Source organism: Enterobacter sp. DTU_2021_1002640_1_SI_PRY_ASU_LCPMC_013 (assembly GCF_032389435.1).
In the GTDB taxonomy this organism is placed as follows: Bacteria; Pseudomonadota; Gammaproteobacteria; order Enterobacterales; family Enterobacteriaceae; genus Enterobacter; species Enterobacter hormaechei_C.
On the sequence record NZ_CP135594.1, the window covers coordinates 1,108,568 to 1,132,987 of the forward strand.

Genomic DNA, 24,420 nt, shown 5'->3' on the forward strand with positions numbered 1-24,420 from the left:
ACATTCGAATCGTAGGCCCGGTAAGCGCAGCGCCACCGGGCAATTTTCTCAATCCCGGCGCGCAATATCCGCAAATTTCGCGTCCAGCATTTTCGCCAGATCGCCTGCGGCCAGTTCGATATCCAGCCCGCGTTTGCCGCCAGAAATATAGATCGTCTCAAATTCCTGCGAAGGCGCATCGATCAGCGTCGGCAGACGCTTTTTCTGGCCGAGCGGGCTGATCCCGCCGACCAGATAACCCGTTGTGCGTTGCGCAACCATCGGGTCAGCCATATCGACCTTTTTCGCTCCCAGCGCTTTGGCCACTTTCTTCAGATCCAGCTGTCCGGCGACGGGCGTCACTGCCACGGCGAGGTGCTTCATATCGCCGTTCACCGCGACCAGCAGCGTTTTGTAGACCTGGTCCGCGTTCAGCCCCAGCTTGCGCACCACTTCATCACCAAAGTTGGTTTCGTTCGGATCGTGATCGTAGGTGTGGATCCGGAAAGAAATTTTGTTTTTTTCGAGTAATTTAACGGCGGGAGTCATGGCTATCCTTCTTACGACAGACGATTCATACCAGCAGCATACGCCTGACGTTTGTCTAAAAAATAGCACCATCTTGCGCAATAGTATTGGCAGTGATGGTTACTTTGAGCGACAATCGGCGTAGCCGAAGGTCACTTCGGTATAATAAAAACGATGAAATTCCTCTTTGACGGGCCAATAGAGATATTGGCCATTTTTTTATTTCAGCAGCGACGGCAAATTCCCTTCTCCGTACAAATGCAACGCGCCAACCGCGACAACATAACGACCGGCAGGCAGGGCATATAGTGTCTCCCGCCACGCCTGGTTGCGCGCGTTCATCAGCACATCATACAACGATTCACTGAACGTCGACGGTAACGCCAGCTTACCGTCTGCGGGCGGCGCATCCAGCCACCAGCCAATCATCGTTTGCAGCAGACGCGCGTTGGTGTGCCAGTGGGTCAGGGTATCATCCAGCAGCATCAGGCCGTCATCGGGAAGCTGGCGAAGAAGCGCAATCTGGCTGTCCGTGCCTTCCAGTTCAATGACGGACAGGTTGCGCGCCCTTGCCGCATTCAGCAGTTGATAATCGATACCGTAATCGCCGCGCAGCCCCAGGCGCTGCGCCTGGGTGGCCTGTAACACCATGGCAATTTGCCACAGGGGCAGAGTGTCGAGCATTGAGAGCGAGACGCCGGTCTCATCCGCAAGACGGGTAAGCTCAGCCAGCTGCGTCCCGTTAAGACGTTCCGCCAGGGGGCGATCGCTTTCCAGCCCGGCAAACGGCGATTCATGGCCGGAGATGTCGGCTTCGACGATCAGCGCGTCGGCGCGCTTCAGCAGTTTAATCAGGCCGGAGGGCAGGGGGGACATGTCCTGCGTGCCCATATGAATGCTTCCCACCAGGTGCAGATGCTGCCCGCCCGGAAGCGAAATATCCATACCGGGCCAGGCATAACGGCGGGGAAAAAGGGCGCGAAACGATGTTTTTAGACGATTAAACAGACCCATACGCGCTCCATGATCGGAAAGGTTCATGCTAGCGCGTACGGGTACAAGGTTCAATCCTTCGGTTTAAACCGCAGCAGACGGTTAGCGTTGCTCACCACGGTAATTGACGAGAGCGCCATCGCCGCACCCGCAACAACCGGGTTCAGCAGGGTGCCGGTCAGCGGCCACAAAATCCCGGCGGCAATCGGAATGCCGAGCGAGTTATAGACGAAGGCCCCCAGCAGGTTCTGCTTCATGTTGCGCAACGTGGCTTTCGAAATCGCCAGCGCATCCGCCACCCCCATCAGGCTGTGGCGCATCAGGGTGATCGCCGCGGTTTCAATGGCGACATCGCTCCCGCCGCCCATCGCAATGCCTACGTCAGCCTGCGCCAGCGCCGGGGCGTCGTTGATGCCGTCGCCCACCATCGCCACCTGGCGACCCTGACTTTGCAGGTTCTTGATGGCGTCCGCTTTGCCGTCCGGCAGCACGCCCGCGATCACCTCATCAATACCGGCTTCTTTCGCAATGGCATTGGCGGTGGTCGGGTTGTCCCCGGTCAGCATCACCAGACGATAGCCCGCGCGGTGCAGGCGCTGTAAGGCATCTACGCTGTCCTGGCGTAACGGATCGCGCACGGCCAGCAGCGCCGCCACCTGACCATCCCTCGCCAGCAGAACCGGCGTCGCGCCCTGAGAGGCCTGCGCGTTTAGCTCTGCGTCCAGCGCGGACGTATCAACGCCTTGTTCAGTCAGCAGTGCCTGGTTGCCCAGCAGCAGCGTATGGCCTTCGGCTTCACCGCTGACCCCTAAACCGCGCAGGGTGCGGAAGTTGCTGACCTGCGGCAGACGGCCATCACCGGCTTTCTCCAGGATGGCGCGCGCCAGCGGGTGGCTGGAACCTTGTTCCAGCGCGGCGGCAAGGCGCAGGGCGTCCGTCTCCGTACAGCCAACGGTACTGACGGCCACCACCTGCGGTTTGCCCTCGGTGAGCGTGCCGGTTTTATCAAAGACAAGGGTGTCCAGCGTGCTTGCCCGTTGCAGGGCGTCAGCATCACGGACCAGTACGCCAAATTCGGCGGCGCGTCCGACGCCAGAGATAATCGACATCGGCGTGGCCAGGCCAAGGGCACAAGGGCAGGCGATGATCAGCACCGTGGTGGCGATCACCAGGGTGTAGACAATCTGCGGCGCCGGGCCGAAGAAATACCAGATCGCCGCGCTCAGCAGGGCAATACCAACGACCACCGGCACAAAAATGGCGGAGATTTTATCGGCAAGCTGACCAATCTCCGGCTTACTGCTCTGCGCCTGGCGGACCATGCGAATGATGCGTGACAGCGTGGTATGGCTCCCGACCGCGCTGGCGCGGAACAGTACGCTGCCGTCCTGTACCACCGTACCCGCATGCACCGCATCGCCCTGAGATTTCTGCTGGGGTATCGGCTCGCCGGTCAGCATCGCTTCATCCAGCCAGGCATCGCCCTGGGTGATTTCACCGTCGACGGGCACGCGGTCGCCGGTGGTCAGGCGCAGCGTCATTCCCGGCTGTACCTCTGAGAGCGGAACGCTTTTTTCCCCGTCATCCGTGACCACGCGGGCCGTCGGCGGGGTTAAATCGAGTAATCTTTCCAGCGCTTTCGACGAGCGCTGACGCGCGCGGGCTTCGAGCATATGGCCTAAGTTAATCAGACCGATAATCATCGCACTCGCTTCATAATAGAGATGGCGCGCCTCCATCGGGAACCACTGCGGCCAGACGTTCACGCTCATCGAATACAGCCACGCCGCGCCGGTACCGAGCGCGACCAGCGTGTCCATCGTCGCGGTGCGGTTTTTCAGGCTCTTCCAGGCGCTGGTATAGAAATGTCCGCCAGCAAACACCATCACCGCAAGGGTAATCAGACCAATCACCAGCCACAGGGTGCGGTTGTCAGCGGTGACCATCATGTTGTCACCCATCATGCCCCACACCATCACCGGAATACCGACCAGCAGGGCGACAATCGCCTGCCAGCGGAAACGCTTCATAGTGGCGACAGCCGTTTCCTGCTGGCGCTCGCGGCGCTCGGCATCATCTTCGATGGCCTCTGCCCCGTAGCCCGCTTTCTCCACGGCCTGCACTAACTCTGCGGCGGAGGCGCTGCCCATCACCAGCGCAGTACGCTCCGCCAGGTTTACCCGTGCCTGTGCGACGCCCGGTACCGCCTGTAAGGCGTTTTGTACCCGTGAGACGCAGCTGGCGCAGCTCATGCCGTTGATCAGCAGCTGTTGGCTGTCATCAATATCATCAGCTACCGGAAGCTCAGGAGTGGCCGCTGTCAGTGCTTCCGACGGGGATGATGACTCTGCCAGCGGTTTAGCCTTTGGGTGGCTTAACTCCGCCCCGTAACCGGCCTGTTTAATGGTATCAATCAGCGCGTCGGCGCTGGCGCTGCCGGTCACGGCGGCATGATCGATACTCACCTCAGCGCTTTCCACGTCAGGACGCTGCTCCAGGCTTTCTTTAACGCGTTTGACACAGTGGCCGCAGGAGAGGCCGTCCAGTGTCAGGTCAATAGTGTGAGACATAACAAAACTCCCGTATAATGTTCTGGTCAATTGTTGACCTTCACTCTGCTTTTCGCTAACTGTTATGAAGGTTAAACCTTCCATCAAGGGGAAGGTCAAGGGGGAAATGTGAATATCAGCGATGTTGCGAAAAAAACCGGCTTAACCAGCAAAGCGATTCGCTTTTATGAGGAAAAAGGGCTGGTGACGCCACCGTTGCGCAGTGAGAACGGCTACCGCAGCTATACGCAGCTGCATCTTGATGAACTGACGTTACTGCGCCAGGCAAGACAGGTAGGATTTAACCTTGAAGAGTGCGGCGAGCTGGTTAACCTGTTTAACGATCCGAAACGCCACAGTGCCGACGTGAAAAAACGTACGCTGGAAAAAGTGGCGGAGATCGAACGCCATATCATCGAATTACAGGCGATGCGTGAGCAACTGTTACAGCTGGCAGAATCCTGCCCGGGAGATGACAGCGCCGAGTGCCCGATTATCGACAATCTTTCCGGCTGCTGCCACCGTAAAACCCACGCCTAACAGGCTTTAACCCGCAGGGTAATGCCTTCCACCGCAATGACCTCAACCCGCGTGCCGGCGCTGAGGTCATCGTCGGCCACCACCGGCCACGAACTGTCCCCCACGCGCATATGACCGCGTCCGTTGATCAGCGCGTTATCAAGCGTAAAGCGTCTACCCACGATCTGCTGCCCACGCTGGTTGAGGTGCGCGTCGACCGGCTTCTGCGCCTTCACCCGTTTGTTCAGCCAGCGCCACCACAGCCAGGCGGCCAGCAGCGTCAGCACGGCAAACAGCGCGCCCTGCCACTCCCAGCCGACAGGCAGCAGCCAGACGACCAGCCCGGTAATCACCGCGGCAACCCCGCTCCACAGCAGATAACCGTTGCCGCCAAGCATCTCGGCGGCCAGCAGTAAGCCGCCAAGGCTTAGCCAGAACGCATGAGGATGTGCAACGATGAGCTCAATCATTTTTTACGCTCGTTTCCGCCGTCTTTGATCAACTCGGCAATTCCGGCGATAGATCCCATCAGACTGCTGGCATCCAGCGGCATCATCACCACCTTGCTGTTGTTCGCGGAGCCGATCTCCTTCAGCGCATCGGTATATTTTTGCGCGACGAAGTAGTTCACGGCCTGGATATCCCCGGCGGCAATCGCCTCGGAGACCATTTGCGTCGCACGGGCTTCTGCTTCTGCCGAACGTTCACGCGCTTCCGCCTGGAGGAAGGCAGACTGACGGTCGCCCTCGGCTTTCAGGATCTGCGACTGTTTTTCCCCTTCCGCTTTCAGGATTTCAGCCTGACGCACCCCTTCGGCTTCAAGAATATAGGCACGCTTGGTACGCTCGGCCTTCATCTGCGCGTTCATGGAAGCAATCAGCTCTGCCGGTGGGCGCACGTCGCGGATCTCAATGCGGGTCACTTTGATCCCCCACGGATTGGTGGCTTCATCCACAATGTGCAGCAGGCGGGTATTTATGCTGTCGCGCTGGGAGAGCATTTCGTCCAGCTCCATTGAGCCAAGCACGGTACGGATGTTGGTCATGGTCAGGTTGACGATCGCCAGCTCCAGGTTGCTCACCTCATAGGCCGCTTTCGGCGCATCAATCACCTGAATAAAGCACACCGCATCGATGGTGACGTTGGCGTTATCCTTGGAGATGACTTCCTGGGAAGGGATATCCAGCACCTGCTCCATCATATTGATCTTACGCCCAATTCTGTCCATGAACGGGACGATCAGGCTTAAACCCGGCTGAAGAGTATTGGTGTAGCGACCGAAGCGTTCGACGGTCCACTGGTAACCCTGCGGGACAATTTTGACGCCTGCGCCCACGATAACCAGCGCAACGAATATAAGGACAGGAACAACGATGAGCATAAAAACCTCCTGTTTTGCATGCCGTAACGAGAAAAACTGCGTATTTGTTGAACGTAAGTATATCGGCTAACGAACAGGATTTCGCCCCTGTAAAGAGGTGGGAACCGGACTGGCAGAAATAAAACGCCCCGTTCGGGATGCGGGGCGCAAAGCGTTACTTTTCAGACCAGGTATAGCTGAAGTCAGTGATAAACCCATCCCCGGCGTCAGCGATAGCTTTTGATAAGCCCTGATAGTATTTTTCCAGGCCGATGGCCTCTATCTGCTGGATCTGCTCGCGAACGGGAGCGCAGAACAATACCGCATTGCCCGCCCCGACACGTTTGTTGTTCGGCGGCAGATCGCCGGTAATCGCTTTAAACCAGGTTCTGATCCCTTGCTTTAAGCTGTGCGGCGCTTTTGTAAGATCCTCCTGGCCGGTCAGTACCTGTAGGGTAGGGAATTCATTAGCATTGACGGCGGTTTTCATACGCGCAAAGAACGCGGTAAAAAGCTCAAAAGAGCCGAGATCTGTGACGCGAGGCTTGGTGGTTTTTCCGTTTTTATTGCCCATTTTTCCGGCAGGGGCTGTAGGCGCCGGAACCACATTGACCTTATGCAGATCCAGACCAAACAGCAGATTGCAGTGCGCCCGGCGCTCTTTAAGCGGATAGGACATCAGCACGTCAATAAACGCCGTCGCCTTCACATCGGCCAGATCATGGTTAATCAGCCATTGCGAGCGGGCAAATTCCGCGGGGGAAACGAACCAGTCCGGCACCTCAGTAAAGCGTCTGGATTTACCCTTGCCGTCAAACTCGAGAAAGTAAGCTCCATCATCGAAAGCAAAATAGCAGTTTTTAAAGCTACCGATTGTGGTGTTAACGATGAGCGCCTTCTTAACAAAATCGACCACCTCTGCACCCATGACAAAACGCGTGAGTTCAGAAGAATTGATGACTTCCATTAATGTTTCCACATCAGGAACACCAGGCTTCAGGGAAGAGAACTCATAAAAGATATGTGTCATGTTGCTGACTTCCTGTAGTTATAGAGGTGACAATTAGCGAGCAAAAAGTTTAACACTTGCTATAGGTTAAGGCTATTCGCGCTGCGTAGCGGAAAGGATTATGCTAAAGGCTGTTCTTATTACAGCGGTTAACGGAATCGGAATGAATAATAAAAAAAATCTTCTGGATATCAGGGATGTTGGCTTTCGTGTGGGTGATAACACCATCCTTCAGCACGTCGATTTTTGTCTCTCTCCGGGCGAATTTAAACTGATAACTGGCCCCTCCGGCTGCGGCAAAAGCACCCTCCTGAAAATCGTGGCTTCGCTACTGAGCCCAACGGAGGGAACCATCCTGTTTGCAGGAAAAGATATCGCCACGCTTTCACCGGAAAGCTATCGCCAGCAGGTGTCATACTGCGTGCAAACGCCGTCCCTGTTTGGCGACACGGTGTATGACAATCTGGTTTTCCCCTGGCACATCCGCAACCAAACGCCTGATCCGAAAAAGTTTACCGACGATCTGACCCGGTTCGGGCTTTCGCCGGAGACGCTGACCAAATCGATCGCCGAACTGTCGGGAGGGGAAAAGCAGCGCGTCTCGCTGATCCGTAACCTGCAATTCTTGCCGAAGGCGCTGTTGCTGGACGAAATCACCAGCGCGCTGGATGATGCTAACAAGCGCAACGTCAATGACATTATCCATCGCTACGCCCGGGAGCAGAATATTGCCGTGCTGTGGGTGACGCATGATTCAAATGAAATTACCCATGCGGATGATGTCATCACGCTCAGGCCGCAGGGCGGGAAAATGGAGGAGGCTCACCGTGGGTGAACATAACATAACCAACGAATCGCTGGCGCTGTCGATGGTCCTGGTGCTGGTGGCGATTGTGGTCAGCTACCGGGAAAAGCTGGGGCTGGAAAAAGATATTCTTTGGAGTATCGCCCGCGCGGTTATTCAGCTCATCATCGTCGGCTATGTGTTGAAATACATCTTCAACGTCAATCATGCCGTGCTGACCCTGTTGATGGTGCTGTTTATCTGCTTTAACGCGGCATGGAACGCGCAGAAACGCAGTAAATACATCGATAAAGCGTTCATTTCGTCGTTGATCGCCATCACTACCGGGACCGCGTTAACGCTGGCGGTACTGGTACTCTCCGGCTCGATAGAATTTACGCCGATGCAGGTGATCCCCATTTCCGGGATGATTGCGGGCAATGCGATGGTGGCGGTCGGGTTGTGCTACAACAATCTGGGGCAACGGTTCAGCAGTGAACAGCAGCAGCTTCAGGAGAAGCTAAGCCTGGGCGCGACGCCGAAGGTGGCCTCGGCGAGGTTGATCCGCGACAGCATTCGCTCTTCGCTGATCCCAACGGTGGATTCCGCCAAAACGGTGGGTCTGGTGAGCCTGCCGGGCATGATGTCGGGGCTGATTTTTGCCGGTATCGATCCGGTAAAAGCCATTAAATACCAGATTATGGTGACGTTTATGCTGCTCTCTACGGCGAGCCTGTCCACCATCATTGCCTGCTACCTGACCTATCGGAAGTTTTACAACGCGCGCCACCAGCTGGTGGTGACGCAGTTGAAAAAGACGGGGTAATATCGGCTTTTGTAGGCCCGGTAAGCGTTAGCGCCACCGGGCATTTTTTTACTAGTAGAGCAACGCGTACAGCTGACGACGATATTTCGACGCCAGCGCGTCACCGGTACCCAGCGCGGCCAGGATCTCCTGGAACATCTTCCGCGCCTGTCCGTCTGCGGCGCCCAGGTCCTTCTGAAGATGGCTAAACAGCAGCTCCAGCGCCTCTTCGTTACGCCCCACCTGATGAAGCTGAAGCGCCAGCTGGCTTGCCAGCGCGGCATCCTGCGGGTTGTCCGCAACCTGCTGCTGAAGCTGTTGAATTTCAGGGGTATCGGCCGCCTGTTTCAGCAGGTCAATCTGCGCCACCAGACCCTGATAACGGGTATCCTGATCCTGCATCGGCACCGTTTTCAGCACGGCTTCCGCGTCTTCAGGGCGGTGCAGCGCAATCTGGGTCTCTGCCAGCAGCAGACCAATCTGGCTGTTCTGGTTCGACAGCTGCCACGCGTCTTTTAACAGCGGCAGCGCCTCGTCGTACTTGCCTTCCTGCATCAGCGCCATGGCTTCCTGCGCTTTCAGCTCTTCTTCGCGCGGCAGAACTTTATCCAGCAGGGCGCGGATCGCCTCTTCCGGCTGCGGCCCCTGGAAGCCATCCACCGGCTGACCGTTCTGGAACAGGTAGACGGTTGGGATCGCGCGCAGGCCAAACTGGGAAGCCACCATTGGTTCGGCGTCACAATCCAGCTTCGCCAGAATGAACTGACCGTTGTACTGCGCGGCAAGGCTTTCCAGGACCGGCGTCAGTTGCAGGCAGTGTTGGCTGCGTTCAGACCAGAAGTAGAACAGCACCGGTTTAGTCATTGACTGTTCGAGCGTCTGTTGCAGGTTAGCTTCAGTTATGTTGACGATATTCTGTACGGACATGCGGCATTCTCTTTTATCGGTTTACTCTTTACATGGGGGTAAGCGTCGTCGCTTCAACTCAACCCTGCAAAATTTTGTCCATCATCCGCCCCGGCAGCAGGCGTTTCAACCAGCCGACGGCATGGGTTACCAGCGTGACCGGATAGCGCATTTTAGGGGTATCGCTCTCAAACGCGTGGCGCACTTTGGCAACAACGGCTTCTGGCCCAAGCGTAAAACGCGCCGCGATGCCGGGGTTTTCGACCGGTTTGTCCGCCTGCGTCTGGTTAACGTTTTCCGTAAAGCGGGTGCGGATCGGGCCCGGTTCAATCAGGCTGACCTTAATACCGCTGTGGCGCAGCTCCATGCGCAACGCATCGGACCAGGCTTCAAGCGCATATTTACTGGCGGCGTAAGCCCCGCGGCCCGGCGTGGAGATCAGGCCCATGACCGAGGAGGTCATCACGATGCGCCCTTCGCCGTGCGGCAGCATGGCGGGGAGAAGGCGCATGGTAAGCTGATGCGCCCCGAAAAAGTTTGCGGAGAACTGCTGCTCCAGCTGTTCCCGTGAGAGAGTCTGTAGCGGGCCGTACACGCCGTAGCCCGCATTGTTGAACAGACCGTAAAGACGGTTGTTGGTCAGGGCGATAACCTCATCGGCGGCCTGCTCTACGCTCTCTGGCGAATCGAGATCCAGCAGAATGCCGGTAAATCCCAGCCCTCGCATGCGTTCGACATCCTCGGGTTTGCGGCAGGCTGCCAGTACCCAAAACCCCTGACGTTTCAGTTCAAGGGCGCTTTCAAGGCCAATTCCGCTGGAACATCCTGTTATTAAGACCGATTTTTGCATAACTTTACCTGTCAGGTTCTCAGCTGTTTGACGAGTCATGTTTTACTAAAGGAGCCAGCCGGGTTGCCATCCAGTCGGCAATGAACGGCTGGGCATCGCGATTGGGGTGAATGCCATCATCCTGCATCCACTGGGGTTTCAGATAGACCTCTTCCATGAAAAATGGCAGCAGCGGAATATCAAACTCTTTGGCAAGCTTAGGATAGATCGCGCTAAACGCCTCATTATACCGACGGCCGTAGTTGGCGGGCAGGCGAATTTGCATCAGCAGCGGCTGGGCATTGGCGGCCTTAATGGTCTGCAAAATGGTCCGCAGCGTTTGCTCCGTTTGCTGAGGCTGGAAGCCGCGCAGACCATCATTACCGCCTAGTTCAACCAGCACCCAACGCGGTTGATGCTGCTTAAGCAGGGCAGGCAGGCGCGATAAGCCTTGCTGCGACGTATCGCCGCTGATGCTGCCGTTCACGACAGACGCCCGGGACTGCCATTTATCATTGAGCAGGGCGGGCCAGGCCGCACTGGCGGCCATACGATAGCCCGCGCTCAGGCTGTCGCCCAGAATCAATAACGTGTCCGCAGCCGCCGCGCGGAAGGTCATCAGCATCAAAAACAGGAAGGGCAAATGCCAGCGGAAAACATTGTTGAAGTTCATCGTCTTAAGAAGTCCGTCGGTCAGGGAGAACACGAGCTTTCCATCCTCACCGGAGTTGAACTCGTTGTCAAACGTGCCGAAACCATCGCCCTGATTGGTGAATCCGGTTCCGGTAAGTCCACGCTGCTGGCCATTCTCGCCGGTCTGGACGATGGCAGCAGTGGGGAAGTGAACCTGGTCGGCCAGCCCCTCCACGCGCTTGATGAAGAGGCCCGCGCCGCGCTGCGTGCCCGGCATATCGGGTTTGTCTTTCAGTCATTCATGCTGATCCCGACGCTGAACGCGCTGGAAAACGTTGAGCTGCCCGGCCTGCTGCGTGGTGACAATACCCGTGAAAGCCGCGATCACGCGAAGGCGTTGCTGGAACAGCTGGGGCTAGGCAAACGTCTCGACCATCTTCCGGCACAGCTTTCCGGCGGTGAGCAGCAGCGCGTGGCGCTGGCGCGGGCGTTTAACGGGCGCCCTGAAGTGCTGTTTGCCGATGAACCCACTGGTAACCTTGACCGTAAAACCGGAGACAAGATTGCCGATCTGCTGTTTTCCCTCAACCGCGAGCACGGCACCACGCTGATTCTGGTTACCCACGATCCGCAGCTGGCCGCCCGCTGCGACCGCCGCCTGCGGCTGGTGAACGGTATTCTTCAGGAGGAAGCATGATTGCCCGCTGGTTCTGGCGCGAATGGCGCTCACCCTCACTGCTGATTGTCTGGCTGGCGTTGAGCCTGGCGGTGGCCTGCGTGCTGGCGCTCGGTAGCGTCAGCGATCGTATGGAGAAAGGGCTTAGCCAGCAGAGTCGGGAATTTATGGCCGGGGACCGGGCTCTGCAAAGTTCTCGCCCCGTGCCGCCGGGCTGGATTGAGGAAGCGCGCAAAGAGGGGCTGAAGGTAGGGGAGCAGATCACCTTTCAGACCATGACCTTTGCGGGCGACACGCCGCAGCTCGCCAGCGTAAAAGCCGTGGATGACATCTACCCGATGTACGGTGACTTACAAACCAGCCCGCCGGGGCTAAAACCGACGGCCGGTACGGTCCTGCTGGCATCGCGACTGATGGCGCTGCTGAACCTGAAACCCGGCGACAGTATCGACGTCGGCGACGCGACACTCAAAATTGCCGGGGAAGTAGTGCAGGAGCCCGACTCTGGATTTAATCCGTTCCAGCTTGCGCCGCGCCTGCTGATGAACACCGCCGATGTGGCGAAAACCAACGCCGTCCAGCCGGGAAGCCGTGTCACCTGGCGGTATAAGTTTGGCGGGACGCCTGCTCAACTGGAGGCGTACGAAAAATGGCTCCTGCCGCAGCTCAAGCCGGAACACCGCTGGTACGGGCTGGAGCAGGATGACGGGGCGCTCGGCAAATCTCTTGAGCGTTCCCAGCAGTTCCTGCTGCTGTCGGCGCTGTTAACCCTGCTGCTTGCCATTGCAGCGGTTGCCGTGGCGATGGGGCACTACTGCCGCAGCCGTTACGATCTGGTGGCGATCCTCAAAACCCTCGGCGCGGGCCGCGCGCAGCTGCGCAAGCTGATTGTCGGCCAGTGGCTGATGGTGCTGGCGCTGTCGGCTCTGACCGGCGGGGCGATAGGGCTGCTGTTTGAAAAGCTGCTGATGGTGCTGCTCAAACCGGTACTGCCCGCCGCATTACCGCCTGCCAGCCTCTGGCCGTGGCTGTGGGCCATCGGCGCGATGACGACGATCTCCCTGCTGGTGGGGTTACGCCCGTACCGGCTGCTGCTCGCCACCCAGCCGCTGCGCGTGCTGCGCCGCGATGTGGTGGCCAGCGTCTGGCCGCTGAAGTTCTATCTGCCGGTGATTATTGCGGTGGCGGTCGGGCTGTTGGCCTGGCTGATGGGCGGCAGTACGCTGCTGTGGGCGGTGCTGGCGGGCGCGGTGGTGCTGGCGCTGCTGTGCGGCGTGGTGGGCTGGATACTGCTTAACCTGCTGAGAAAGCTGACGGTTAAATCGCTTCCCGTGCGGCTGGCGGTCAACCGCCTGCTGCACCAGCCGTGGTCTACCCTCAGCCAGCTCTCGGCATTTTCGCTGTCTTTTATGCTGCTGGCGCTTCTGCTGGTACTGCGCGGGGATCTGCTCGATCGCTGGCAGCAGCAGCTTCCGCCGGAAAGCCCGAACTATTTCCTGATCAACATTGCTCCCGAACAGGTGACGCCGCTGAAGGGTTTCCTGTCTGAGCATCACATTATTCCGGAATCGTTCTATCCGATCGTGCGCGCCCGCCTGACGCAGATCAACGGCCAGTCCACGGAGGGAAATAAGGATGAATCGCTCAATCGCGAACTCAACCTGACCTGGCAGGCGAAACGTCCGGACCATAACCCGATCGTTGCCGGCACCTGGCCGCCGAAAGCGGGCGAAGTGTCGATGGAGGAGGGGCTGGCGACACGCCTGAACGTGAAGCTCGGCGATAGCGTGACTTTCACCGGCGATACCCAGGATTTCACCGCCAAAGTCACCAGCCTGCGTAAAGTGGACTGGGAAAGCCTGCGACCAAACTTCTTCTTCATCTTCCCGCCGGGTGCGCTGGACGGACAGCCCCAGAGCTGGCTCACCAGCTTCCGCTGGGAAAACGGCAACGGCATGCTGACGCAGCTTAACCGGGAATTTCCGACGGTGAGCCTGCTGGATATCGGCGCGATCCTCAAACAGGTCGGGCAGGTGCTGGAGCAGGTGAGCCGCGCGCTGGAGGTGATGGTAGTGCTGGTGACCGTCTGCGGCGTGCTGTTGCTGCTGGCGCAGGTGCAGGTGGGCATGCGTCAGCGTCATCAGGAGCTGGTGGTCTACCGCACGCTGGGAGCCAGTAAACGGCTGCTGCGCGCCACGCTGTGGAGCGAATTTGCCCTGCTCGGGCTGGTGGCGGGCCTGGTGGCGGCCATCGGGGCGGAAACCGCGCTGGCGGTACTCCAGAGCAAAGTCTTCGACTTCCCGTGGGAGCCCGACTGGCGGCTGTGGCTCACGCTGCCCGTCTGCGGCGCCGTGCTGCTGTCCCTGTGCGGCGGCTGGCTCGGAACCCGGCTGTTGAAAGGTAAAGCGCTATTCCGCCAGTTTGTCAGCTAGTTTACTGACGTGATGATGACGCACCGGCATTTCTGCTGGTGCGTCATCGCTTAACGGCACAAATCGTTAATGCCCCTGCATTTAGTAGCACAAAACATTAAAAACCCGCCCACACAGCCCGAATTTTTCCGGTTAATATTCACCAGCTAAATATTTAGCAGCGTGTCTATCAAGGAAAAAGAATGACTATAAGAAAAACAGCGCTGGCGACAACGATCGGCGCAGCAGTGGCATTGGCTTCTTTCGCATCTCAGGCGGAAATCACCCTTCTGAAACAGGATCCGCAGGCGGGTAACCCGCTGAGCCGCCTGAACTTTACCGTTGGCGGCAGTATTCGTCCTCAGTTCCAGAATATGACCGGTGATGACGGCAAAAACAGCTACAAGCGCAACGGCTTTGACGGCGGCACCCGCTTCCGTTTCGCTGCGGATTACTACCTGTTCGATGACATCAGCTGGATCAGCTACTACGAGCTGGGTGTGAATATTCCGGCGCAGTTCAACTGGGATCATCACTACGCCGACGGCGCGCACGACACCTCTCGTCGTATGCTCTACACCGGTCTGAAGAGCGACACCTGGGGTACGCTGACCTTCGGCCAGCAGAACAGCGTGTACTATGACGTAGTGGGCGCAAAAACCGATATCTGGGACTACGACATGATTGGTCAGGCGCCAGGTAACGGGATCAACGGCGACTATGACGGCTCTTACCGTTCACGCCAGATGCTGAAGTACAAGAAAACCGTGGGCGATGCTGACATCTACGCCTCTTACCTGTTTGAAGACAGCGAATACCTGCCGGGCAACGGCCTGCGTTACAAACGTAAAGGCGGCGGTTCACTGGGTATCGATTATCACCTGACCACCGATCTGACCTGGGGCGCAGCGTGGAACTACACCCGCGCGGACATGCGTAACCCGGACAACGGCGACAGCAAATCCTACGACCAGAACATCCTTGGTACCGCCCTGAGCTGGACGCCGGATAACTGGACCTTCTCCGCAGGCGGCGGCTGGTATCAGAACTTCCTGACCACCAAAAAAGTGTCCGTTAACGACTACTTCGCCGGTGATGCATGGGGTATTGAATACTTTGCGGGTTACAAGTTCCCGGTTGGTCAGTATGCGGTGAAATCCATCCAGCCGTACTTCATGGGCGACCGTATCGAGTACGTGAATGGCCGTAACTACCAGCGCATCGACAACGGTGTGGGTATCAGTTTCCAGCTGGATTACGGTTTCCGCGTGGATTACGAACACGTGTTCACCTCCAGCACCGACAACCTGGGCGATATGAACCTGGTGCGTCTGCGTTACGACTTCTGAGTTGTCATGTAGGGTGCGGCCTGATGCCCTCACCCTGACCCTCTCCCACGGGGAGAGGGAAAAAACATTAAAAACGGCAACCCAGGTTGCCGTTTTGCTTTTACCTCGCCACCCGGCTTTTTTCAGCGATCAAGCCACTCAGCAATTTCTTCGTACGTCCCGCGAAAAACAATCTTCTCCGCCTTTTTCTCCAGCTGGTAGCCGTACATCGGGTCGTAATAGTCCTTCAGCAGCGGCACAAGCCAGCTGAAGTGCGCGTCAGTGCTGCCAGTACGCTGTTGCTCGACAAGCGCGGCATCCAGCAGGGCGGTAAATTCCGCGAAGCGTTGCAGCCCCAGACGGCGACGAATGGCGTACAGGCCGTGATGCAGATATTCGCTGTATGCTTTCCAGCCCGCTTCTTCACCACAGGCGGCAGAAAAGTCGGCCCACATGTGGACGAAATACTCTTCGCGCAGGCGCTCAAGACGGATCTCAAACGGATCTTCAACCACCACGACAGGCGCTTCAGCCATGCCGTCGCGCAGGCATTCCGGCAGGTGGTTAGAGCCAATCATCCGGCCTTCATCTTCCAGCACCCAGCGCGCGGCGTCTTTTTTCAATAGCTCAACCGCAAGGTGATTTTCGAAGCTCGCCTGAGAAAGCTGCGGGGTGAGCGTGCGACCAAATGACGAGCCGCGATGGTGCGCCAGCCCTTCCAAATCGATGCCCTGCGCATGCTGCTTCACCAGCAGCGTTTTACCGTTACCGGTACAGCCGCCGATAAGCACCATCGGCTTTTGTGACTGCTCAATGGTCACCTGAATCGCCGTCTGACGCAGGGCCTTATAGCCGCCGCGGATCAGCGGGTAGTCGATTCCCGCCTCTTTCAGCCAGGCCTGGGAGATGTGTGAGCGCTGGCCACCGCGCGCGCAGCAAAGGTAGCCCTCAGGATGGGCAAGGCTGGCTTCCCGCCAGGCGCTGATGCGCGCCTCGCGCGTCTCGCCGTTGACCAGGCTATGGCCGAGCGCCAGCGCGGCGTCCGGACCCTGGCGTTTATAGCAGGTGCCGACGGCGGCACGCTCGTCGTCGTTCATTAAGGGCAGGTTGAGTGCGGCGGGCATCGCACCCTGGGCAAATTCGATCGGCGCGCGAACGTCGATTAAAGGGGTATCGGACGCGAGGATCGCGCGATAGTCCGTTCCATCGTTCATGGTGGTTCCAGAAGAAAACTGAGCAGCAATGGGCGGGGATTGTACGCCGGGGAAGGGGAAGGTCAACTCCCCGGCGAGGGATACTTACTTCAGTTTTGACTGCGCCCAGACAATACCGCTCGCATATTCTGGCGGCAGCAGGGGAACAATCGCTTCCAGCGTGGCGCTCAGTCGGTCCGTGTCGGTATCGTTCAGGTTCAGATGGCCGACCTTACGCCCCGGACGCACCTCTTTGTCGTACCAGTGCAGGTGCACCAGCGGCAGCTTCAGCCAGTTGTAGTTCAGATCGGTGCCGATCAGGTTGATCATCACCGACGGGCTGGTCACCACCGGCTGCGGCAGCGGCAGATCGGTGATGGCGCGCAGGTGCAGCTCGAACTGGCTGATGGAGGCGCCGTTTTGCGTCCAGTGGCCGCTGTTGTGCACGCGCGGCGCAAGTTCGTTGATCAGCAGACCCGACGGCGTGACGAAACACTCCATCGCCATCACGCCCACATAGCCCAGCTCATGCATGATGGCAGAGAGCATCTCTTCCGCCTGCGCCTGCTGGTCAGCATTGGCCTGCGGGAAGGCAACGCTGGTGCGCAGAATGCCGTCCTGATGCAGGTTATGCGTTAGCGGGTAAAAAACGGTGCGCCCGTCATGCCCGCGCGCGCCAACCAGCGACACTTCACCGCTAAAGTTAATGCCCTGCTCAACAATGCATTCGCCGTAGCAGTCGTCCGGCAGCTCGGCGGTGTCGTTCGCGCGCAGGCGCCACTGCCCGCGGCCGTCGTAGCCGCCGACGCGACGCTTCACAATCGCCAGGTCTCCCAGCATCGCAAACACGTCATCCCACTCGCGCTTATCGGAAAGCAGCTGCCACGGCGCGGTCGCGAGGCCGAGCTTGTCGAAAAGCTGTTTTTGCGTGAGACGGTCGGCAATGATCGGGAAGACGTCGCGGTTCACAAAGGCGTTATGGCGCGCCAGCTCGCGGGTCAGGGCGGTTTCCGGCCAGCGTTCAATTTCGGCAGTGATCACGCTCTGATGGAACGGCACGGCTTCTGGCTCGGCGTCCAGCCCGACGGGCCAGACGGCAATGCCCAGCGGTTCACCGGCCTGACGCAGCATCCGGCCTAGCTGACCGTTGCCAAGAACGCAAACCTGCTTCATGCCGCACCCCGCGGGTCCGGGTTATCCAGCACCTCGTCGGTCTGGGCTTTACGCCACTCCGCCAGGCGCTGATGTAAGTCTTTATCATGCGTCGCCAGGATCTGCGCGGCCAGCAGGGCGGCATTTGCCGCACCCGCTTTACCAATCGCCAGCGTACCGACGGGAATACCGCGCGGCATCTGGACGATAGAGTAAAGGCTATCAACCCCGCTTAACGCGGCGCTTTGCACGGGAACACCCAGTACCGGCACCAGCGTTTTGGCGGCAATCATGCCCGGCAGATGTGCTGCGCCGCCCGCACCGGCAATGATCACCTCGTAACCGTTCTCTTCGGCGCTTTCGGCGAAGCTGAACAGTTTATCCGGCGTACGGTGCGCGGAAACCACTTCGACGTGGTGCGGAACATTCAGGATTTCAAAGATTTCGGCGGCGAACTGCATGGTAGCCCAGTCGCTTTTGGACCCCATCACGATGGCGACACGCGCCGGATTATTGCGGGAAGACATGCGTCTTAAAACTCCTGTGGTGCGGAACACACTGCTTTCGAGGGCACAGAGAATAGCATGTAATACCGGCAAGGAAAACGGTTGCGTGGTCGGGAAATGAGCGAAAAGACGGGGGGCGTTAAAACGGGAAGGCGATCAGTTCAACACCTTCCGGCGTGACTTTGACCATCGATCCTTCGCTGTGCCAGGCGCCTAAAACCACGCGATGGGCGGGCTCGCCGTTGACGATAAGGGAATGCACATCGGGACGATGGGTATGGCCGTGGATCAGCCACTGAACACGGTGCTTCTCCATCACCTTTACCACCGCCTGCGGGTTGACGTCCATGATGGTCATCGATTTGCTGCTGTTGGCGGCCTTGCTGCCCGCGCGCATTCTGGCGGCGATGCGGTTGCGGATAAACAGCGGCAGGGCGAGGAACACTTTCTGGATCCACGGGGTGTGAACTTTGGCGCGAAACGCCAGGTAGCCGGTATCGTCAGTGCAGAGCGTGTCGCCGTGCATGATCAGAATATTGCGGCCATAGAGGTTGAGCACCTGCTCTTCCGGCAGCAGCGTCATACCGCTCTCGCGGGCGTAGCGCTGGCCGATCAGGAAATCACGGTTGCCGTGAATGAAATAGCAGGGGACGCCGGAATCCACCAGCACTTTAATGGCCGCAGCTATCTCACGGTGCAGCGGGTTCGGATCGTCGTCGCCTATCCAGGCCTCAAACAGGTCGCCCAGAATGTACAGCGCGTCGGCGCTTTTCGCTTCACCGCGTAAAAAACGCAGAAAACCGGCGGTTATCGCCGGTTCTTCTGTTTGCAGATGCAGATCCGCAATAAAGAGTGTCGCCACGAATTACTCGCTGACGGTCACGCTTGTGATCACAACGTCTTCTTTAGGAACGTCCTGGTGCATACCGCTGCGGCCAGTAGAAACGGCTTTGATCTTGTCGACCACGTCCATGCCTTCAACCACTTCTGCGAATACGCAGTAGCCCCAGCCTTGCAGACTTTCGCCAGAGAAGTTCAGGAAGTCGTTGTCCGCTACGTTGATGAAGAACTGTGCGGTCGCAGAGTGTGGCGCCTGAGTACGGGCCATTGCCAGCGTACCACGGGTGTTTTTCAGGCCGTTGTTCGCTTCGTTTTTGATCGCTTCTTTCGTCTCTTTCTGGCGCATGCCAGGCTCGAAACCGCCGCCCTGGATCATAAAACCGTTGATCACGCGGTGGAAAATGGTGTTGTTGTAGAAACCTTCGCGGCAGTAGTCCAGGAAGTTTTTAACTGTTTCAGGCGCTTTGTCATCAAAGGTTTTGATTACGATATCGCCATGATTAGTGTGGAAAGTAACCATTTTTGCATCCTGTTCCGTTATTGTGGTGCGTCGACCCGTGCTCGGGTCACATATAGGGGCTTGTTATAGCATAACCACAGGACACGATCACCTTGCATTGTGTGCTGACCGTACTCCGAATTATGGGTATTATAAGGAACAAACAATCCACACACGTGTTTACATGGAATCTTCGATGTTAAAAATCTTTAATACAATGACGCGCCAAAAAGAGGAATTTAAACCTATCCATGCCGGGGAAGTCGGCATGTACGTGTGTGGTATTACGGTTTACGATCTCTGTCATATCGGCCATGGCCGTACCTTTGTCGCGTTCGACGTGGTGTCACGCTACCTGCGCTTCCTGGGCTACAACCTGAAGTACGTGCGCAACATCACCGACATCGACGACAAAATCATTAAACGTGCTAATGAAAATGGCGAAAGCTTTGTCGCGCTGGTGGATCGCATGATCGCCGAAATGCACAAGGATTTTGATGCCTTAAATATTCTGCGCCCGGACAGCGAGCCGCGTGCGACCCACCATATCCATGAAATCATTGATATCACCCAAAAGCTGATCGAGCGCGGTCACGCCTATGTGGCGGACAACGGCGACGTGATGTTCTCGGTGCCGACGGACCCAACCTACGGTGCGCTTTCCCGCCAGGATCTGGACCAGCTCCAGGCCGGCGCGCGCGTGGACGTGGTTGACGTGAAGCGTAATCCGATGGACTTCGTGCTGTGGAAGATGTCCAAAGCAGGCGAACCGAGCTGGCCATCCCCGTGGGGCGAAGGGCGTCCGGGCTGGCACATTGAATGTTCCGCGATGAACTGCAAACAGCTGGGTAACCATTTCGACATCCACGGCGGCGGTTCGGATCTGATGTTCCCGCACCATGAAAACGAAATCGCGCAGTCCACCTGTGCACACGGCGGCGAGTACGTGAACTACTGGATGCACTCCGGGATGGTGATGGTTGACCGCGAGAAGATGTCGAAATCGCTGGGAAACTTCTTCACCGTGCGCGACGTGCTGAAGTATTACGACGCGGAAACCGTGCGCTACTTCCTGATGTCTGGCCACTATCGCAGCCAGCTGAACTACAGCGAAGAGAACCTGAAGCAGGCGCGCGCTGCGCTGGAGCGTCTGTATACCGCCTTGCGCGGCACCGATAAATCTGTTCCGGCCGCAGGCGGTGAGGCGTTCGAGGCCCGCTTCGTTGAGGTCATGAACGACGACTTCAACACCCCGGAAGCCTACTCCGTGCTGTTCGACATGGCGCGTGAGGTGAACCGCCTGAAGTCAGAAGATATGGCGGTGGCCAATGCGCTGGCGTCTCATCTGCGTAAGCTCTCTTCCGTGCTCGGCCTGCTGGAGCAGGAGCCGGACCTGTTCCTGCAAAGCGGCGCGCAGGCGGACGACGGTGAAGTGGCGGAAATTGAAGCACTGATCAAAGCACGTCTCGAAGCGCGTCAGGCGAAAGACTGGGCGGCGGCGGATGCGGCGCGTAACCGTCTGACCGAGATGGGCATTATTCTGGAAGACGGCCCGCAGGGAACCACCTGGCGTCGTAAGTAATTTTCCCCTCACCCTAACCCTCTCCCGCAGGGAGAGGGAATTGTTAGGTTTTCTCCCTCTCCCCGTGGGAGAGGGCCGGGGTGAGGGCATCAGCGCGCACGTTTTCTCCACCACAGCAACCCCATCAGCACCATCCCCGGCAGCCACACCCACAGCAGTTCTGAAATGATTACCTGATGCCCGTACGGCGTGGTATAGCGCGACAGCGCAAACGGCGCGACCTTGATCACCTGCCACGGCGCAAAGAAGCGCTCATCTGACCAGGGCCACAGCCAGCCGACGCCTTTCCCGCCTGTCGTTATTGAATCCAGCAGGCTGTGCGACAGCAATGACACGGTTAAAAACAGCCAGCACCGCGTCAGGCTGGCCCAGAACCAACGTCGGCCAGCCTGCACGCAGAGTATCGGCACCACCAGGGCAAACAGTAGCGAATGAGTGAAACCGCGGTGGCCGAAAATATTCCCGTAGGCAACACCGAATTTAAACGCCAGTACGTCGGCATCGGGCAGCATGGCGAGGACGATCCCGGCAAACAGCAGGCGGGGTGGGATGACGTTGGTTCCGAGCCCTAAACCCAGACACAGAGGTACGGCAGCGTGGGTGATAACGGTAGGCATTGCATTTATCCATGGCAAATCATGGGAATATAGCAGCAGATCCGCCGCAGCAAACCTGTGCTAAATTCTGATTTTACGCCGATTCCCGCGCGATAAGCTGCCCGGAGAGGGTAATGCGCTGCGTTTGCAGATCCGGCTCTTTCAGCCTGCGGATCATCAGCCCTGCCGCCTGGCGGCCGGTCTCTTCGCTGGCAGACGAAACGTAAGTCAGTGACGGCGACGTGAGATTAACGTGGAGCATATCTTCAAAACCAATCAGCGCCACCTGCTGGGTTAAAAACACGTCTTTACCCACCGTGCGCCCCACCTGGTGAATACCTGAGATTGAACCGATCATCGCGTCCGGTGAATGGCAGAGCAGGGCGGTAATCGTGTTGTTCTTCTCCAGCAGCTGACGAGTCGCCATGGCCGCCGCCTGCGTGTCATCGGTACAGGCGGGAGAATATTCCTCACGCCAGACCAGGCCGCTCTGCGTCATCGCGCTGCGAAAACCAAGCAGGCGCTGCTCGCGGATACGGCACCCGTCGCGCCCGCCAATGTAGGCGATGTTACGGTGCCCGCGCTCGATAAGATAACGCGCGGCCAGGTTCGCCGCCTGGCGGTTATCGCGCATCACCAGGTTGCATTTCTCTTCCAGCAACGACTGCGAAACCGCCACAAGCGGCAGCGGGCAGTGACGAATGTGTTCCGGAAGAGAGGCGGCGCGGGTGTCCGACGCCAGGTAGATGACGCCCGCCACGCCCTGCTGCTTAAACGAGAGCAGGGTACGCTCAAGATGTTCGCCGTCGTTCAGCGGCTGACCGAGAAATACCATATAACCCTGTTTCTCCAGCTCCTGAACGATGCTCGCCATCACCTTGATGGAAAAGCTGTCGCTGAAGTCGCGCAGGATCAGGCCGATTAAGTTGGAGGTGTTGGCGCGAAGATTGGCAGCGGCGACGTTATGAACATAGCCCAGCGTTGTGATGGCGGCATTGACCTTCCCGATCGTCGCCTCTGAGATCTTCCCTTTCTGGCGCAGCACCAGCGAAACGGTAGAAACCGACACGCCCGCATGCTTTGCGACATCAATAATGCTGACTTTCTTCAAAACCGCTCCCTGAAATTTCCCGATTATCAGCCAGATAAGAGACGTCCCCCAGCGTACAGGAGACGCCTCCTTCAGGCATCTTATTATTTGCCAATCATCGTGGACATGGTCTGGGCGATAAACTGTGCTCTGGCCCCGAAAATCACCTGTATTCCGTTATCGCCAACGAACACCACGCCGCGCGCGCCAAGCCCGTTCAGCCCGTCCCGGTCCACCGCTTCGCTCTTCGCCACTTCCAGACGCAGACGTGTGATGCAGGAGCCGACGGAATCAATGTTCTGCGCACCGCCCAGCAGGCCGATGATTTCGGTGGCAAGTTCGGAATCGGACTTGTCATTCGCGCTGGCGGTCACTTCGGTGCGGCCCGGCGTTTTCACGTCGAAGCGACGGATCACGAAGCGGAAGGTGAAGTAGTAGATCAATGCCATCGGAATGCCGATGATAATGGCGCTCAGGAAGTTGGTCTGATAGCCGTTAAACGACGGCAGGATCCCGAACGACAGGTAGTCGATAAAGCCCGCCGAGAACGACTTGGCGATGTGCGCATGCAGCAGGTACATGGTCATGTACGCCAGGCCCGCCATGATGGCGTTGAAGACGTAAAGGATCGGCGCCACGAAGATAAAGGTGAACTCTACCGGCTCGGTGATGCCCGTCAGGAAGCAGGTGAGGGCCGCAGAGAACAGAATACCGGCCGCGATTTTCTTATTCTTCGTGTGCGCTTCGTGGTACATCGCCAGACACGCCGCGGGCAGTGCGAACAGCATCAGCGGGAACTCGCCCTGCATGAATTTCCCGGCGTTCTGGTAGGTGTCGCTGCTGAAGGATTTCACTCCCTCTTCCAGCATCTTGAACCAGATGGTCTGGTCACCGTGGATCACCTGACCCGCCTGGGTAGTATAATCCCCGAACGAATACCAGAAGGAGGGATACCAGATATGGTGCAGGCCGAGCGGGATCAACGCGCGCTCCACCAGCCCGAAGATAAAGGTCGAGGCCGCCTGGTTATCGCCGTTCACCACCACGGACAGGGCGTCGATCCCGGATTGAATATGCTGCCAGACGTACGGCAGCAGCAGGCCGAGCAGGAACGACAGAAACGCCGTCGCAATCGCCACAAAGCGCTTGCCGGAGAAGAAGCCGAGGAACTCCGGCAGCTGCATGGTGTGGAAGCGGTTGTAACACCAGGCCGCAAGAATACCGCAGATCAGGCCGCCAAAGACGCCCATCTGCAACGTCGGAATGCCAACGACCATGGCGTATTTGCCGCCCTGAGAGGCCATTTCCGGCGTGATGCTCAGCACGGTGCTGATGGTGATGTTGGTGACAAACACGGAGACCGCCGCAGAGAGTGCGGCAATGCCGGATTCCGAAGCCAGTCCGACGGCAGAGCCGATGGCGAACAGCATCGGCAGGTTATCAAAGATAACCCCGCCGGCGTTCATCATCAGCGGCAGATGGAACTTATCGCCGAAGGCCAGCAGCAGGCCCGCAGCGGGAAGCAGTGAAATTGGCAGCATTAAGGCGCGACCAATCATCGATAACTTAGACAGCGATTTAACAAACCCTGATATCAGGCTCATGCTGATTTCCCCCGAATAGCGCTTTTTTCACGCTGTTATTGTAAGTAGA

24 protein-coding genes are annotated in these 24,420 nt (G+C 58.0%); 7 read left to right on the forward strand and 17 right to left on the reverse strand.

Annotated features, from left to right (window positions below; translation table 11 throughout):
* Nucleotides 1-48: 48 nt before the first annotated feature.
* The 3 genes from ybaK to copA all read right to left on the reverse strand — a co-directional run bounded on the left by ybaK (nt 49) and on the right by copA (nt 4,070).
* Nucleotides 49-528, reverse strand: coding sequence for a Cys-tRNA(Pro)/Cys-tRNA(Cys) deacylase YbaK (ybaK, locus tag RS584_RS05275; protein ID WP_010428207.1), 480 nt, complete (start codon nt 526-528; stop codon nt 49-51).
* 198 nt (nt 529-726) lie between these two features.
* Nucleotides 727-1,521, reverse strand: a complete 795-nt coding sequence (locus tag RS584_RS05280) for a TraB/GumN family protein (RefSeq protein WP_017383220.1) — start codon at nt 1,519-1,521, stop codon at nt 727-729.
* Between the two features lie 50 nt (nt 1,522-1,571).
* A complete protein-coding gene (gene copA, locus RS584_RS05285) occupies nt 1,572-4,070 on the reverse strand; it encodes a copper-exporting P-type ATPase CopA (RefSeq protein WP_315749052.1) in 2,499 nt (832 codons plus the stop codon).
* Between the two features lie 108 nt (nt 4,071-4,178).
* On the opposite strand from copA, the gene cueR reads away from it, so the two are divergent.
* The gene (gene cueR, locus RS584_RS05290; protein ID WP_017383222.1) at nt 4,179-4,589 is read left to right on the forward strand and encodes a Cu(I)-responsive transcriptional regulator; all 411 of its coding nucleotides are present in this window, start codon (nt 4,179-4,181) and stop codon (nt 4,587-4,589) included.
* Here cueR and RS584_RS05295 read toward each other — a convergent pair.
* From RS584_RS05295 to RS584_RS05305, 3 genes are all read right to left on the reverse strand, one after another.
* A complete protein-coding gene (locus RS584_RS05295) occupies nt 4,586-5,038 on the reverse strand; it encodes an NfeD family protein (RefSeq protein ID WP_015571238.1) in 453 nt (150 codons plus the stop codon). The two genes, cueR and RS584_RS05295, sit on opposite strands and share 4 nt — an antisense overlap.
* Complete coding sequence (locus tag RS584_RS05300; RefSeq protein ID WP_003858941.1) at nt 5,035-5,949, reverse strand: SPFH domain-containing protein; 915 nt, start codon at nt 5,947-5,949, stop codon at nt 5,035-5,037. Before RS584_RS05300 ends, RS584_RS05295 begins: the two co-directional genes overlap by 4 nt.
* A 154-nt stretch (nt 5,950-6,103) precedes the next feature.
* Nucleotides 6,104-6,958 (reverse strand): hypothetical protein, encoded by an 855-nt coding sequence (locus RS584_RS05305; protein WP_015571236.1) that lies wholly within the window; start codon nt 6,956-6,958, stop codon nt 6,104-6,106.
* Nucleotides 6,959-7,100: 142 nt separating this feature from the next.
* Between RS584_RS05305 and fetA the strand changes: the two genes are divergently transcribed.
* Both fetA and fetB read left to right on the forward strand, forming a co-directional pair.
* Nucleotides 7,101-7,772 carry an iron efflux ABC transporter ATP-binding subunit FetA gene (gene fetA, locus RS584_RS05310; protein WP_015571235.1) on the forward strand — a complete coding sequence of 224 codons (672 nt, stop codon included), beginning with the start codon at nt 7,101-7,103 and terminating at the stop codon, nt 7,770-7,772.
* Complete coding sequence (gene fetB / locus RS584_RS05315) at nt 7,765-8,547, forward strand: iron efflux ABC transporter permease subunit FetB (RefSeq protein WP_017383223.1); 783 nt, start codon at nt 7,765-7,767, stop codon at nt 8,545-8,547. Before fetA ends, fetB begins: the two co-directional genes overlap by 8 nt.
* Nucleotides 8,548-8,598: 51 nt before the next feature.
* Here fetB and RS584_RS05320 read toward each other — a convergent pair whose 3' ends face one another.
* From RS584_RS05320 to tesA, 3 genes are read right to left on the reverse strand one after another with little or no spacing between them, the layout of a single operon-like run.
* Nucleotides 8,599-9,453: a co-chaperone YbbN gene (locus RS584_RS05320; RefSeq protein WP_003858935.1), complete on the reverse strand. Its 855-nt coding sequence runs from the start codon at nt 9,451-9,453 to the stop codon at nt 8,599-8,601.
* Between the two features lie 58 nt (nt 9,454-9,511).
* The gene (locus RS584_RS05325; protein ID WP_006809829.1) at nt 9,512-10,321 is read right to left on the reverse strand and encodes an SDR family oxidoreductase; all 810 of its coding nucleotides are present in this window, start codon (nt 10,319-10,321) and stop codon (nt 9,512-9,514) included.
* Nucleotides 10,302-10,934 (reverse strand): multifunctional acyl-CoA thioesterase I/protease I/lysophospholipase L1, encoded by a 633-nt coding sequence (tesA, locus tag RS584_RS05330; RefSeq protein ID WP_003858933.1) that lies wholly within the window; start codon nt 10,932-10,934, stop codon nt 10,302-10,304. Before tesA ends, RS584_RS05325 begins: the two co-directional genes overlap by 20 nt.
* Between tesA and ybbA the strand changes: the two genes are divergently transcribed.
* From ybbA to RS584_RS05345, 3 genes are all read left to right on the forward strand, one after another.
* On the forward strand, nt 10,905-11,591 hold the full coding sequence (gene ybbA / locus RS584_RS05335; protein ID WP_017383226.1) for a putative ABC transporter ATP-binding protein YbbA: 687 nt from the start codon (nt 10,905-10,907) through the stop codon (nt 11,589-11,591). The two genes, tesA and ybbA, sit on opposite strands and share 30 nt — an antisense overlap.
* On the forward strand, nt 11,588-14,002 hold the full coding sequence (ybbP, locus tag RS584_RS05340) for a putative ABC transporter permease subunit YbbP (RefSeq protein ID WP_063136477.1): 2,415 nt from the start codon (nt 11,588-11,590) through the stop codon (nt 14,000-14,002). Before ybbA ends, ybbP begins: the two co-directional genes overlap by 4 nt.
* 182 nt (nt 14,003-14,184) lie before the next feature.
* Nucleotides 14,185-15,330, forward strand: a complete 1,146-nt coding sequence (locus RS584_RS05345) for a porin (RefSeq protein WP_017383228.1) — start codon at nt 14,185-14,187, stop codon at nt 15,328-15,330.
* Nucleotides 15,331-15,452: 122 nt separating this feature from the next.
* On the opposite strand, the gene mnmH is transcribed toward RS584_RS05345, so the two are convergent.
* The 5 genes from mnmH to ppiB form a co-directional block, all read right to left on the reverse strand.
* The gene (gene mnmH, locus RS584_RS05350; protein WP_315749053.1) at nt 15,453-16,523 is read right to left on the reverse strand and encodes a tRNA 2-selenouridine(34) synthase MnmH; all 1,071 of its coding nucleotides are present in this window, start codon (nt 16,521-16,523) and stop codon (nt 15,453-15,455) included.
* 84 nt (nt 16,524-16,607) lie between these two features.
* Entirely contained in the window at nt 16,608-17,675 is a 1,068-nt protein-coding gene (gene purK / locus RS584_RS05355) for a 5-(carboxyamino)imidazole ribonucleotide synthase (protein WP_315749054.1), read from the reverse strand.
* A complete protein-coding gene (gene purE / locus RS584_RS05360) occupies nt 17,672-18,181 on the reverse strand; it encodes a 5-(carboxyamino)imidazole ribonucleotide mutase (protein ID WP_006809824.1) in 510 nt (169 codons plus the stop codon). Before purE ends, purK begins: the two co-directional genes overlap by 4 nt.
* A 118-nt stretch (nt 18,182-18,299) precedes the next feature.
* Nucleotides 18,300-19,022 (reverse strand): UDP-2,3-diacylglucosamine diphosphatase, encoded by a 723-nt coding sequence (gene lpxH / locus RS584_RS05365; RefSeq protein ID WP_315749055.1) that lies wholly within the window; start codon nt 19,020-19,022, stop codon nt 18,300-18,302.
* Nucleotides 19,023-19,025: 3 nt separating this feature from the next.
* Nucleotides 19,026-19,520, reverse strand: coding sequence for a peptidylprolyl isomerase B (gene ppiB, locus RS584_RS05370; protein WP_000256009.1), 495 nt, complete (start codon nt 19,518-19,520; stop codon nt 19,026-19,028).
* 175 nt (nt 19,521-19,695) lie between these two features.
* Here ppiB and cysS point away from each other — a divergent pair, with 175 nt between their 5' ends.
* The gene (gene cysS / locus RS584_RS05375) at nt 19,696-21,081 is read left to right on the forward strand and encodes a cysteine--tRNA ligase (RefSeq protein ID WP_193041776.1); all 1,386 of its coding nucleotides are present in this window, start codon (nt 19,696-19,698) and stop codon (nt 21,079-21,081) included.
* A gap of 89 nt (nt 21,082-21,170) precedes the next feature.
* Here cysS and RS584_RS05380 read toward each other — a convergent pair whose 3' ends face one another.
* The 3 genes from RS584_RS05380 to RS584_RS05390 form a co-directional block, all read right to left on the reverse strand.
* Nucleotides 21,171-21,698, reverse strand: a complete 528-nt coding sequence (locus tag RS584_RS05380; RefSeq protein ID WP_315749056.1) for a metal-dependent hydrolase — start codon at nt 21,696-21,698, stop codon at nt 21,171-21,173.
* A gap of 73 nt (nt 21,699-21,771) precedes the next feature.
* Nucleotides 21,772-22,788 (reverse strand): Mal regulon transcriptional regulator MalI, encoded by a 1,017-nt coding sequence (malI, locus tag RS584_RS05385; RefSeq protein ID WP_023303216.1) that lies wholly within the window; start codon nt 22,786-22,788, stop codon nt 21,772-21,774.
* Between the two features lie 83 nt (nt 22,789-22,871).
* Nucleotides 22,872-24,371 (reverse strand): PTS transporter subunit EIIC, encoded by a 1,500-nt coding sequence (locus RS584_RS05390; RefSeq protein ID WP_003858916.1) that lies wholly within the window; start codon nt 24,369-24,371, stop codon nt 22,872-22,874.
* Between the last annotated feature and the right edge of the window lie 49 nt (nt 24,372-24,420).

Coding starts and splice junctions, on each gene's coding strand:
- ybaK (WP_010428207.1), bottom strand. CDS start 528: ATGACTCCCGCCGTTAAATTACTCGAAAAAAACAAAATTTCTTTCCGG.
- RS584_RS05280 (WP_017383220.1), bottom strand. CDS start 1,521: ATGGGTCTGTTTAATCGTCTAAAAACATCGTTTCGCGCCCTTTTTCCC.
- copA (WP_315749052.1), bottom strand. CDS start 4,070: ATGTCTCACACTATTGACCTGACACTGGACGGCCTCTCCTGCGGCCAC.
- RS584_RS05295 (WP_015571238.1), bottom strand. CDS start 5,038: ATGATTGAGCTCATCGTTGCACATCCTCATGCGTTCTGGCTAAGCCTT.
- RS584_RS05300 (WP_003858941.1), bottom strand. CDS start 5,949: ATGCTCATCGTTGTTCCTGTCCTTATATTCGTTGCGCTGGTTATCGTG.
- RS584_RS05305 (WP_015571236.1), bottom strand. CDS start 6,958: ATGACACATATCTTTTATGAGTTCTCTTCCCTGAAGCCTGGTGTTCCT.
- fetA (WP_015571235.1), top strand. CDS start 7,101: ATGAATAATAAAAAAAATCTTCTGGATATCAGGGATGTTGGCTTTCGT.
- RS584_RS05320 (WP_003858935.1), bottom strand. CDS start 9,453: ATGTCCGTACAGAATATCGTCAACATAACTGAAGCTAACCTGCAACAG.
- RS584_RS05325 (WP_006809829.1), bottom strand. CDS start 10,321: ATGACTCGTCAAACAGCTGAGAACCTGACAGGTAAAGTTATGCAAAAA.
- ybbA (WP_017383226.1), top strand. CDS start 10,905: ATGCCAGCGGAAAACATTGTTGAAGTTCATCGTCTTAAGAAGTCCGTC.
- tesA (WP_003858933.1), bottom strand. CDS start 10,934: ATGAACTTCAACAATGTTTTCCGCTGGCATTTGCCCTTCCTGTTTTTG.
- ybbP (WP_063136477.1), top strand. CDS start 11,588: ATGATTGCCCGCTGGTTCTGGCGCGAATGGCGCTCACCCTCACTGCTG.
- RS584_RS05345 (WP_017383228.1), top strand. CDS start 14,185: ATGACTATAAGAAAAACAGCGCTGGCGACAACGATCGGCGCAGCAGTG.
- mnmH (WP_315749053.1), bottom strand. CDS start 16,523: ATGAACGATGGAACGGACTATCGCGCGATCCTCGCGTCCGATACCCCT.
- purK (WP_315749054.1), bottom strand. CDS start 17,675: ATGAAGCAGGTTTGCGTTCTTGGCAACGGTCAGCTAGGCCGGATGCTG.
- purE (WP_006809824.1), bottom strand. CDS start 18,181: ATGTCTTCCCGCAATAATCCGGCGCGTGTCGCCATCGTGATGGGGTCC.
- ppiB (WP_000256009.1), bottom strand. CDS start 19,520: ATGGTTACTTTCCACACTAATCATGGCGATATCGTAATCAAAACCTTT.
- cysS (WP_193041776.1), top strand. CDS start 19,696: ATGTTAAAAATCTTTAATACAATGACGCGCCAAAAAGAGGAATTTAAA.
- RS584_RS05380 (WP_315749056.1), bottom strand. CDS start 21,698: ATGCCTACCGTTATCACCCACGCTGCCGTACCTCTGTGTCTGGGTTTA.
- RS584_RS05390 (WP_003858916.1), bottom strand. CDS start 24,371: ATGAGCCTGATATCAGGGTTTGTTAAATCGCTGTCTAAGTTATCGATG.